Here is a 12490-nt window from a genome sequence, read left to right as displayed (position 1 = left end):
GCAGGGCCGGTGCGTCGTCTCCGGGCCGGTGGAGGCCATCGCGAAGTTGCAGGGCGTGCTCTCGGAGCGCGGCGTGGGTGTGGTGCGCCTGCCCGCGGCCCATGCGTTCCACTCCAGCGCGGTGGAGCCGCTGATGCCGGACCTGGCGCGGGCGGTGTCCTCGCTGCGCCTGAAGAAGCCGGAGCTGCCGTTCGTGTCCAGCCTCACGGGCACGTGGATCCGTCCCGAGGAGGCCACCGACCCCACGTACTGGGCCCGTCAGATGCGCCAGCCGGTCCGCTTCGCCGAGGGCGTGGAGGCTCTGCTCGGTGAGGGGTGCAGCGTCCTGCTGGAAGTGGGCCCGGGAACGGACCTCACCTCGCTGGTCCGGGCGCGGACGCGGCAGGAGAAACACCTGCTCGCCGCTCCGTCGCTGCGCCGCCGGCCCACGGAAGGGGACCATCGTGGGTTGCTGCAATCGCTGGGCGACCTGTGGTCCGCGGGTGTCGACGTGGCCTGGCAGAAGTTCCACGGCGGGGAGCAGCGCCGCCGCGTTCCGCTGCCCACGTACCCGTTCGAGGAGAAGTCCTGCCGCCTGGAGTCACAGGGCGCGCCGCTCGTGCTGCCGGCGCCGTCCGCGACGGTGTTCCGTCCCTCGGAGCAAAGCCCTACGCAGAAACCCCCTCTCGTCACCGAGGTCCCCGCCTCCGTGGGGGAGATCCAGCAACGCGTCATGGACATCTGGCGCGAGCGACTGGGCGCGGTGGAGATGGGCCCGGATGACGACTTCCTGGAGCTGGGTGGCAACTCGTTGATGGCGGCGCAGATGCTCACGCGTCTGCGTGAGACGTTCAACGTGCAGCTCCCGCTGAGCGCGCTGTTCGAAGCCCCCACCGTGGCGGGCATCTCCAAGCGCATCGAGGCCATGCTCCAGGCCTCCCATCCCTCGGACGGCATGGCGGCGTCCGAGCTGATGGTGCGCATTGACCGCACGGGTGAGCTGCCCCTGTCCGTGGTGCAGGAGCGCGTCTGGCGGATGGAGCAGCTCGACCCGGGCAATCCGTCCCTCAACATGCCGCTGGCGGTACGGCTCTCCGGGGTGCTCGACGTCGCGGTCCTGGCGCGGAGCATCAACGAGGTCATCCGCCGGCACGAGATGCTGCGTGCGACGTACCGCGTGCAGGACGGGCGCGTGATCCAGCGCTTCGCGGCGGAGGTCCGCATCCAGGTGCCCGTGGTGGACCTGCGTGGACACGGTGGGGACCGTGAGGCGGAGGCGCTGCGTCTGGCGCTGGAGGAGGCGGTGCGGCCGTTCTCGCTGGAGCATGGGCCCATCGTCCGCTCCAGCCTGCTGCGGCTGGAGGAGGCGGAGCACCTGATGCTGCTCACGGTGCACCACATCGCCGCGGACACGCTGTCCATGGTGGCGTTCTTCCGTGAGATGGCGGCGAACTACCACGCGTTCCTCGAAGGCAAGCCGGCGCCACTGCCGGAACTGGCCGTGCAGTACGTGGATGCGGCGGCGTGGGAGCGCCGCTCGCTGGCCGGGGGCAAGCTGGCGGCCCAGGAGGCGTACTGGCGCGAGGTGTTGGCGGAGCTTCCTCCGTCCCTGGAGCTGGCCTCGGATCGTCCGCGCGCGACGAACCTGCGCCTGCGCGGGGCCCGCTTCCCGGTGGTCCTGTCTCAGGAACTCAGCGACGCGTTGATGGCCTTCAGCCAGCGCGAGGGCGTGACGCCCTTCATGACGCTGCTGGCGGCGCTGTCGTCGGTGCTGGCCCGCTACTCGGGGCGCGAGGACATCGTGGTGGGCACGCCCGTGGGCAACCGCGCACGGGGCGAGCTGGAGCCGCTCATCGGCTTCGTCGCCCATGCGATGGCACTGCGTACGGATCTCTCGGGCGATCCGTCGTTCCGCGAGCTGGTGGCGCGGGCGCGCGAGACGACGATTGGTGCGTCCAGCCATCAGGACGTCCCCTTCGAACACCTGCTGCCCCTCGTGGCGCCTGGAAGGGATCCGGCACGTTCGCGTCTGTGTGACGCGGCCCTGGTGCTGCACGCGCACATCGCCACGGCGGCTCCGTCGGTGGGCGGCCTGGGCATCCGTCTGGTCGAGGTGCCGGGCACGCCCGCGCAGTTTGGCGCCACGCTCGGTGAGCTGACGCTGCTCTTGAACGAGAGCGACAGCGGCGGCTTCCACGGCTTCATCGAGTACGCCACCGAACTCTATGACGAGTCGCGCGTCGCGCGGCTGGCGGGGCACCTCCAGACACTGCTCGGCGCGGTCCTCGCGGATCCGGAGCTGCGAGTATCGCGGATGCCGCTTGCGGCTCCCGAGGAGCGGAGCGTTCCGGTGCCAGTGGTCGTGGAGGCGTCCGCTTCCGGTTTGCTGTCACGGCTTGAGGCCCGTGTGGAGCGGACACCTGACGCGGTGGCGATCAGCACGGGAACTCGCCGCCTCACCTGGGGGGAGCTGGCTGCACGGGCCCGGGGGATCGCGGCCCGGCTGAAGCAGGAGGGCGTGGGCGTGGAGGTTCCGGTGGCCGTGCGGATGGAGCCATCGGTCGAGTCGGTCATCGCGCTCTGGGGCGTGCTGGAGGCGGGTGGGGCATGCCTTCCCGTGACGGCGGGAGAGGTCGCGGAGCTGGCGTCCCTCCTTCCCGTGCAAGGGCCCCGGCTGTTGTTGGTGGCCCGGTCCGGTGACGTTCCCTCGCTTCCCAAGGGCTTCCGCGCGCTGGCGGTGGAGTCCGTGGAAGCAGGTGAGGCGACAGCGCCGCAGGCCGTGCCCCCCGAGCGCCTGGCGTTCATTGTTCCCTCGCCTGATGCACTGGGTGGGCGTGGCCGCGTGATGCTGTCCCATCGCAACATCGCGCACGTGCTGGCTTCGCTGGACGCGCGAATGGGCGCGAACGAGGGTGGGGTGTGGTTGGCGGCGGGCGGGCCTTCCGCGGACCCAGCAGGGCTGGACCTGCTGTGGCCACTGGCCCGAGGCATGCGCGTCGTCCTCCCGCCCGAGCGGCTGGCCGCGCGCTTCGCCGTCCTGGGTCGGAAGCCGGACACCCGCCGGCCCCTCGACTTCAGCCTGTCCTACTTCGCCAACGACGAGGACTCGCTGGGCGAGGAGAAGTACGAACTGCTGCTGGAGGGCGCGAAGTTCGCGGACGCGCACGGCTTCTCCGCCGTCTGGACTCCGGAGCGGCGCTTCCATTCGTTCGGCGGCCTGTATCCCCAGCCCTCGGTGGTGGGCGGTGCGCTGGCCATGCTCACGCGCAACGTGCAGATCCGCGCGGGCAGCGTGGTGTTGCCACTCCATGATCCCATCGAGGTGGCCGAGCAGTGGTCCGTGGTGGACAACCTGTCGAAGGGACGCGTCGGCATCTCGTTCGCCACGGGCTGGCACGCGAATGACTTCTCGCTGTCTCCGGACACCTTCGCCCGGCGGCGCGAGGTGCTCATCGAGCGGCTGGAGGAAGTGCGGAGGCTGTGGCGCGGCGGCACGGTGAAGCGCCGCAACGGCGCGGGCAACGAGGTGGAGCTGGCGCTGCGGCCCCGGCCGAAGCAGGCGGAGCTGCCGGTGTGGCTCACCTCCACGGGCAACCCGGAGACGTTCCGCAAGGCTGGCGAGGTGGGCGCGGGCATCCTCACCAACGTGCTCGGGCTGGGCTCCAGCCTGGATGAACTCGCGGCGAAGGTGGCGCTGTACCGCGAGACGTATCGCAAGGCAGGGCATGGCCCCGGCAGTGGCCAGGTCACGCTGATGCTCCACACCTTCCTCGGCGAGGACCTGGACGCGGTGCGAGAGGCCGTGCGCGAACCGTTGCTGCGCTACTTCCGCAGTTCGGTGGACGTCTTCGCCAACCTGGTGGCGAGCCAGGGACTCCAGGTGGACGTGCGGGGACTCACCCCGGAGGACGTGGAGGTGATGCTCGCGCAGGGCGTGGAGCACTACATCCGCGAGGGCGGCCTCTTCGGTTCGGTCGAGGACTGCGCGCGCGTGGTGGAGCGCGTGCGCTCCCTGGATGTGGACGAGATCGCGTGCCTCGTGGACTTCGGCGTGGAGCTGGAGCCGATGATGTCCAGCCTGCGTCTGCTGGATGTGCTGCGGAAGCGCAGCCAGGTGCGGCCCGCCGAAACAGCGCTGGCCGAGGGTGCCTCCGAGCCCGGAGAGCTGCTGGAACTCATCCGAAGCGAGGGGGTCACCACGCTGCGCTGCGCTCCATCGCAGGCCCGTGCCCTGGAGGAACTCACCGGAGCAGGAAGCTCCCTGGACAGCGTGCGCCAGTGGATGCTGGGCGGTGAGCCGCAAGATGTCTCCGCACGGCCCGCCGTGGAACTGGAGGCTTCCCTGGTGGGCGCGGCCTGGCCTTCCCCCGCGTCCGCGCCCGTGTATGTGCGCGATGCGTCCGGCGGGCCGGTGCCCGTCGGCGTGGTGGGGGAGCTGGCCATGGGGGGCGCCGCCATTCCCCTCGGCTTCTGGAACGACCTGGAGGCCACCCGTGCGCGCTTCATCTCCCCGCCCGGCTCCGACGAACGCTTCTTCCTGACGGGGCAGCGAGCCCGCTTCCGGGACACCGGAGTCGTGGAGCTGGTGGCGCCTGCTCGCGCTGCGAAGGTGCGCCGCCCGGCCGTGAAGACGGCTCGCGACACGGTGGCGACCCAGGTTCCCGCCGTGCGCACGCCGACCGCGGAGCTTCCCTCCGCGCTGGCCACGCCGGTGGTTCGCGTGCCGCGCGACCGGCCGCTGCCGCTGTCCTTCCCGCAGCAGCGCATCTGGTACCTGAACCAGCTCGACCCGGCGGGCATCGCGTACAACAACACCGTCACCCTGCGCCTGGATGGCGCGGTGGACGTGACGCTGCTGGAGTCCTCGCTGAACGTGCTGGTGCGCCGGCACGAGGTCCTTCGCACCACGTTCGCGCTGGAGGACGGCGGCGCGCACCAGGTGATCGCCACGTCCATGCCCCTGGTGCTGGAGCGGCTGGAGGCCCATGGCAGCACGGCCGAGGCGCGCGAAGCGGCTGCCCTGAAGCTGGCGTTGGTCGAAGCGCGCAAGCCCTTCGATCTGGTGCACGGCCCGGTGATGCGGGCCGCGCTGATCCGCATCGGTGAGACGGACTCGGTGCTGCACCTCACGCTGCACCACATCGCTTCGGACGGTTGGTCCGGGGGCGTCCTCTTCCGCGAACTGGTGGCGGTCTACCTCGCGCTCGCGTCGGGCGGCCCATCGCCGCTGCCGGAGCTGCCGGTGCAGTACGCGGACTACGCCGTGTGGCAGCGAGGCTGGCTGCGAGGGCCGGGCATGGAGGCCCAGCTCGCGTACTGGAAGCAGCAGCTCGCGGGTACGCAGGTGCTGGAGCTTCCGACGGACCGTCCTCGCCCCGCGCGCTGGTCGGGCCGGGGTGGCCGCCTCCAGGTCGCGGTACCCAGGCCGTTGATGGAAGCGCTGTGGACCGTGGGCCGCCGCGAGGGCGCCACGCCGTTCATGGTGCTGACGGCGGCGTTCCAGACGCTGCTGCACCGGTACTCGGGCCAGGACGACATCATCGTCGGCACGTCCGCCGCGGGCCGCAACCGCCCGGAGCTGGAGGGGCTCATCGGCTGCTTCCTCAACACGCTCGCCATCCGGGGCGACCTGTCGGGCGCGCCCACCTTCGTGGAGCTGCTCCGCCGCGTGAAGACGGCGTCCATTGGTGCGTATGCCCACCAGGAGATTCCGTTCGAACGACTGGTGGACGAGCTGCGCGTGCCTCGCGATCCCAGCCGCATGCCGCTGGTCCAGGCGATGCTCACGTTCCACAACACGCCCACGGTGGAGGTCCGCACGCCGGGACTCGGCGTGAAGATGATCGAACTCGACATCGGCGCCACCAAGGTGGACCTGTCGCTGGAGCTGCGCGAGACGACGGACGGCCTCTCGGGCGCCCTGGAGTACCCGGCGGACCTGTTCGACCTGTCCACCGTGGAGCTGCTGTGGGAGCGCTTCGTGCGGTTGATGCAGGGCATCGCCGCGAATCCGTCCCAGCGCGTGGCGGAACTGCCCCTGCTGTCCGAGGCCGAGCGTCAGCGGATGTTGGTGACGTGGAACGACACCCGCGAACCGTTCGCGCAGGACGTGAGCCTGCACGGTCTCTTCGAGGCCCAGGCCGCGCGGACGCCGGACGCCGTGGCGGTGGTGGCCGAGGACCAGCGCCTGACGTACGCCGAATTGGATGCCCGGGCCAACCAGCTCGCGCACCACCTGCGCACCCTGGGCGTGGGCCCGGAGGTGCGGGTGGGCCTGTGCGCGGAGCGCTCCGTGGAGCTGGTGGTCGGGCTGCTGGGCGTGCTGAAGGCGGGCGGTGCGTTCGTCCCGTTGGATCCCGCGTACCCCACGGCGCGGCTGAGCTACCTGATGCGGGACGCCGCGCTGTCCGTGGTGGTGACGCAGGATGCCCTCGTGGATGTGCTCCCCGCGGGCGGTGAGCTGCTCGTCGCCGTGGACACGGAGTGGAGCCGCATCGCGCGCCATCCTTCGGAGCCGCCTCGCGTGGCTTCGCTGCCGTCCCAGTTGGCATACGTCATCTACACGTCTGGCTCCACGGGGACACCGAAGGGCGTGCTGGTGCCGCACCAGGGCCTTGGCAACACGCTGCACTCCATCACCCGGGCCCATGGTGTGGGCCCGGGGCGGCGCGTGCTCCAAGCGGCGGCGCTCGGGTTCGACGCGTCCGTGCTGGAGGTGCTGTCCACGCTGGTGGCCGGAGCGGAGCTGCACCTCGTCCCGCGTGAGTCGTTGCTGCCTGGCGCTCCGCTGCGCGCGGTGCTGGAAGGGCGGGGCATCACCACGGTGACGCTCACGCCGTCGTCGCTGTCGCAACTGGAGCCGGACGGGCTCCCCGCGCTGGAGACGATCATCTCCGCCGGTGAGGCCTGCACCCCGGAGCTGGCGCGGCGCTGGAAGCCGGGCCGGCGGCTGCTCAATGGCTATGGCCCGACGGAGGCGTCGGTCTGCGCGACCGTCTCCACCGAGCTGGACGTGGAGCGCCCGGACATCGGCCGCCCCATCGCCAACATGCGCGCCTACGTGCTGGACGCGCGGGGACAGCCCGTGCCTCCGGGCATCCCGGGCGAGCTGTACCTGGGCGGGCCGGGCGTGGCGCGCGGCTACCTGGGCCGGCCAGAGCTGACGGCGGAGCGCTTCGGACCGGATCCGTTCTCCGGTGAGTCCGGCGCGCGCCTGTACCGGACGGGCGACCGGGTCCGCTACCGCGAGGACGGGCGCCTGGAGTACCTGGGCCGCACCGACTTCCAGGTGAAGCTGCGCGGGTTCCGCATCGAGCTGGGCGAGGTGGAAGCCACGCTGCGCCAGTACCCCGGAGTGCGCGACGCCGTGGCGATCGTGCGCGAGGATCCGCCGGGGACGCGGAGGCTGGTGGGCTACGTCGTGCACGCCGCCGACCTGGACACGACCGCGCTGCGGGCCTTCATGAAGGAGCGCCTGCCGGAGCACCTGGTGCCTGCGGCCTTTGTCGCGCTGGAGTCACTCCCGCTGTCTCCCAGCGGCAAGGTAGACCGGGGGGCGCTGCCGGCTCCGGACGCCGCGCGCATGGGGACCACAAAGGCCTTCAGCGAACCGCGCACCGAAGCGGAGAAGACGCTGGCGGCTCTCTGGGCCCAGGTGCTGGGCGTGGAGCGCGTGGGCCTGCACGACAACTTCTTCGAGCTGGGCGGCGACTCCATCCTCGGCATCCAGATCGTCTCCCGCGCGAAGGCGGCGGGGCTGGCGCTGGAGCCGGCCATGCTCTTCGAGCGGCAGACGCTCGTGGAGCTGGCCGCGGCGGCGGGGACGGCGAAGGCGGGAACGGCGGAGCAGGGGCTGGTGGAAGGCCCCGTGCCGCTGACGCCCATGCAGCGCGTCTTCTTCGACGATTGGGCGCTGCCGGAGCCGCACCACTACAACCTGGCGGCGGTGCTGGAGGTGCGCCAGCCGGTGAACGCGGCGCTGCTGGAGGAGGCTTTGCGCGCGCTGGTGTCGCACCACGACGCGCTCCGCCTGCGCTTCACGCGGACGTCGGAGGGCTGGCGCCAGTCCCTCGCGGGCGTGCCCGAACGCGTCCCCGTGCGGCGCGTGGACCTGTCGTCCGTGCCGGAGTCGGAGCAGGGCGGGGCATTGGAGGCCGTGGGCGCGGAGGTCCACCGGAGCCTGGACCTGGGCGAAGGGCTGCTCTTGCGCGCGGCCCTCTTCGAGCGGGGCGCGGGCCGGATGGATCGGCTGCTGCTGGTGGTGCACCACCTCGCGGTGGACGGAGTCTCGCTGCGTCCGCTGCTGGAGGACCTGGAGGCGGCCTACACGCGACTGGAGCGTGGTGAACCGGTGGTACTGCCGGCGAAGACGACGTCCTTCAAGTCCTGGGCGGAGCGGCTGATGCAGCACGCCGACTCGCAAGCCCTGGGTCGCGAGCTGCCGCTGTGGAAGGCCGCGAGTGATGTCCCTGCGCTGCCGGTGGACCTGCCGGGAGGGGAGGACACGCCGGGCTCGGAAGCGCTGGTGACGGTGACGCTCGGCGCGGAGGAAACGAAGGCGCTGCTGGGCGAGGTGCCCACGGCGTACCGGGCGCGCGTGGACGAAGTGTTGCTCGCGGCGGTGGCTCGGGCGGTGGCGAACTGGGCTGGAGGCCGCAAGGTGCGGCTGGAACTGGAAGGCCACGGGCGCGAGGCGCTGTTCGGTGACGTGGACCTATCGCGCACGGTGGGCTGGTTCACCAGCACCTTCCCGCTGGAGGTGGAGTTGCCGGAGGGCGGCAGTCCCGGTGATGGGCTGCGGGCCCTGCGGGACGCACGGCGGCGGCTGCCAGCGAACGGCATCGGCCATGGGCTCTTGCGCCATCTGCGTCAGGACACGGCCCAGGCGCTGCGCTCCTCGCCGCACGCGGAGGTGGGCTTCAACTACCTGGGCCAGCTCGACGCGGCGGCCCGGGGCTCGGAGCGCTTCGTCCTCACGGAGGAGCCGAGCGGACCATGGCATGGACCGGGAGGTCGCCGGCCCCACCGGCTGGAAGTGAACGCGGTGGTGAGCGAGGGCCGCCTCAAGGTCTCCTGGGCCTTCAGCACGAGCGTTCATCATCGAGCCACGATCGAAGCAGTGGCGGGCGACTTCGTGGCGTCACTGCGCGAGCTGATGGCAGGCCGGGGCACGCAGGATGCGGAGCGCCGCTCGCCCGGTGACTTCCCGCTCGCCCGGCTGTCGCCCGCGTCACTGGAGCGTCTGCTGCGGCAATACCCGGACGTCGAAGACCTGTATCCGCTCACGTCGCTCCAGCAGGGCATGATCTTCCACGTGGCGCTGGCCCCACCGGGATCGGGCGTCTTCCACGAGCAGCTCGCGTGGACGTCGCGCGGCAAGGCGGACGTCGCCGCGCTGCGAAGGGCGTGGTCGGAGGTCATCGCGCGCAACACCATCCTGCGGACGTCGTTCGTCCACGAAGGCCTGCCCGAACCCCTCCAGGTGGTTCACGCGAAGGTGGAGCTGCCCTGGACGGAGCATGATCTGCGGGGCGTCCCGGCGGAGGAGCAGCGCGCGAGAATCGCGGCCCTGATCCGCGAGGACCGCACCCGGGGCTTCAAGCTGTCGCCCGCACCGCTGGCCCGGATGCAGGTGGTCCGGGTGGCCGAGGAGGAGTACCGCTTCCTCTGGAGCCACCACCACCTGGTGATGGACGGATGGAGCGTGGGCCTGATGCTGCAGCAGGTATTCGCCTGCTACGCGGCGCTCACCGAAGGCCGCGAACCCTCGCTGCCGCGTCCTCCCGCCTGGCGCGACTACATGGCCTGGGTGCAGCGGCAGGACCTGTCGCTGGCGGAGGCGTTCTGGCGCAAGGAGCTGGCGGGCTTCACCACGCCGACACCGCTGCCGGGCGCGCGGCCCGTGGCGCCCGGAGTGGAGGCCGCTGTCACGGGCGAGGAGAAGCTGTGGCTGTCGCAAGATGCCACCGCGTCACTCCAGGCCTTCGCGCGGCGCAACGCGGTGACGCTCAACACGCTGGCGCAGGGTGCGTGGGCGTTGCTGCTCGGCCGCTACGCAGGAGAGGAGGACGTGGTGTTCGGAGCCACCGTCTCCGGCCGCCCGGTGGACCTGCCGGACGCCGAGTCCATGGTGGGCCTGTTCATCAACTCGCTGCCCATCCGCGTGGGACTGCCTTCCGGTGAGGCGGTGGTGCCCTGGCTGCAGAAGCTCCAGGCCCGCCAACTGGAGCTGCGCCGGTACGAGCACAGTCCTCTGGTCCAGGTGAAGGGCTGGAGCGAGGTGCCGCGCGGGCTGCCGCTCTTCGACAGCCTGCTCATCTTCGAGAACTACCCGCTCGACACCTCGCTGGGCCAGAACGTCCCGGGCCTGGAAGTGCGGGACGTGGAGAGCCAGGAGCAGGGCAACTACCCGCTCATCGCCTACGTGGTTCCCGGCGAGAAGCTGCGCCTGAGTCTGGCCTACGCCCCCGCGCTCCTGGGCGCGGAGATGGTGGCCGGGCTGCTGGAGCACTGGCGCGTGCTGCTGGAGGGACTGGCCTCCGGAGTGGAGCGGATCGCCGACGTGGCGATGCTGCGCGACGAGGAGCGGCGGCGGGTGCTGGAGGACTGGAACGGGCCGCGCATCCCCTTCGACGAGGACGCCAGTCTGTCGGCGCTCTTCGACGCGCGGGTGGCTCGGACGCCGGACGCGCTGGCCCTGAGGGCGGGAGACATGCGCGTGACGTACCGGGAGCTGTCGGCCCGGGCGGAGCGGCTTGCCCGTCGGCTGCGCAGCGTGGGCGTGGGGCCCGAATCACGGGTGGCCCTGTGCGCGGACCGATCGGTGGAGATGGTGGCGGCGGTGCTGGCCGTGTTGAAGGCGGGCGGCGCCTATGTGCCGTTGGATCCCGCGTATCCGCGTGAGCGGCTGACGTGGATGGTGGAGGAGAGCCGGCCATCAGTGCTGCTCGCACGACGGCACCTTGCGGACCGGTTGCCTCCGCATGCGGGCACGCCCACGCTGTGGTTGGAGGAGGACGGGCCGGAAGGCGGCGAGCCGCTGCCATCGGCGCCAGGAGGTGACGCGCTCGCGTACGTCATCTTCACCTCTGGCTCCACGGGCAGGCCCAAGGGCGTCATGGCCACGCACCGCGCGACGCTCAACCGCTTCGCCTGGATGTGGCGCACGTTCCCGTTCGAGCCCGGCGAGGTGTGCGTCGTGAAGACGGCGCTGAGCTTCGTGGACTCGGTGTGGGAGCTGCTGGGGCCGCTGCTGGCGGGCGTGCCCTCCGTGCTGCTGCCGGACGACACGGTGAAGGATCCGGCGCGGCTGGTGGACGCACTGGAAGCAGGCCGGGTGACGCGGCTGGTGCTGGTGCCCTCGTTGCTGCGGGCGTTGCTGGAGGTGCCGGACGTGGCGCGGCGCCTGCCTTCGCTGCGCTCCTGGGTGACGAGCGGCGAGCGGCTGCCGGACGAGCTGGCGGCGCGCTTCCGCGAGCGGATGCCTCATGCGCGGCTGCTCAACCTCTACGGCTCCTCGGAGGTCGCGGCGGACGCGACGGCGGACGAGGTGACCGCGGGCCCGGTCTCCATCGGGCGGCCCATCGACAACCTGCGAGCGTACGTCCTGGATGGTTCGCTTCGGCCCGTACCGCCCGGCGTGCGGGGCGAGCTGTACGTGGCGGGGCCCGGCGTGGCGCGGGGCTACCTGGGCCGGCCGGAGGCGACGGCGGAGCGCTTCATGCCGGAGCCGTTCGGTCAGGAGCCCGGCGCGCGGATGTACCGCACGGGAGACGTGGCGCGGTGGCGGATGGACGGCCGGCTGGAGTACCTGGGCCGGGCGGATGATCAGGTGAAGGTGCGCGGCGCCCGGGTAGAACCCGGCGAGGTGGAGGCGTCGCTGGCGCTCCATCCGGCAGTGGCCCGCGTGGCCGTCGTGGCGCACGAGAGCGCGCCCGGCGAGGCCCGGTTGGTGGCGTGGGTCGTCCTGAAGCCGGAACAGGTGCTGGACGCATCAGCGCTGCGCGCGTTCCTCAAGGAACGGTTGCCGGACTTCATGGTGCCCTCGGCCTTCGAGGCGCTGGAGTCACTGCCGCTGACACCAAGCGGGAAGGTGGACCGGCGGCTGCTGCGTGCGCGTGTGGCCCCCATGGGCAACGCCGCGGAGTACGTCGCCCCCGCGACGCCGGAGGAGCTGGCGTTGGCGGGCATCTGGACGGAGCTGCTCGGACGTCCGCGCATTGGTGCTCGGGATGACTTCTTCGCCCTGGGAGGCCACTCGCTGATGGCCGCGCAGATCGTCTCGCGCGTGCGCGAGGCCCTGGGCGTGGAGCTGCCTCTCACGGCGGTGTTCGAGTCACCCACGCTCGCGGGGCTGGCGGAGGTGGTGTCGCGGATGGCGGGCTCGATGCAGCAACTCGCGGACGCGCCCATCGCACGGGTGTCGAGGGAGTTGGATCCGGCCTCGCTGGATCAGCTGTCGGACGAGGAACTGGACGCACTGCTGGACGCGACCGAGGCGGAGAGCTGAGCC

At 71.6% G+C, this 12490-nt stretch carries 1 protein-coding gene (running past one end of the window); it reads left to right on the top strand.

Annotated features, from left to right (window positions below; all coding sequences use genetic code 11):
• Nucleotides 1-12487, top strand: the 3' portion of a protein-coding gene (locus tag D7X74_RS00720; RefSeq protein WP_120530956.1) for a non-ribosomal peptide synthetase/type I polyketide synthase. The gene continues 2066 nt to the left of window position 1, outside the view; 12487 of the gene's 14553 nt are visible here — the last part of the coding sequence; its start codon lies off the left edge, out of view; it ends in the stop codon at nucleotides 12485-12487.
• Nucleotides 12488-12490: the final 3 nt, after the last annotated feature.

This window comes from Corallococcus sp. CA047B, from assembly GCF_003612065.1.
Taxonomy (GTDB): domain Bacteria; phylum Myxococcota; class Myxococcia; order Myxococcales; family Myxococcaceae; genus Corallococcus; species Corallococcus praedator.
The sequence above is the reverse complement of the archived record's forward strand: the minus strand, read 5'-3'. Positions and strand labels throughout refer to the sequence as shown.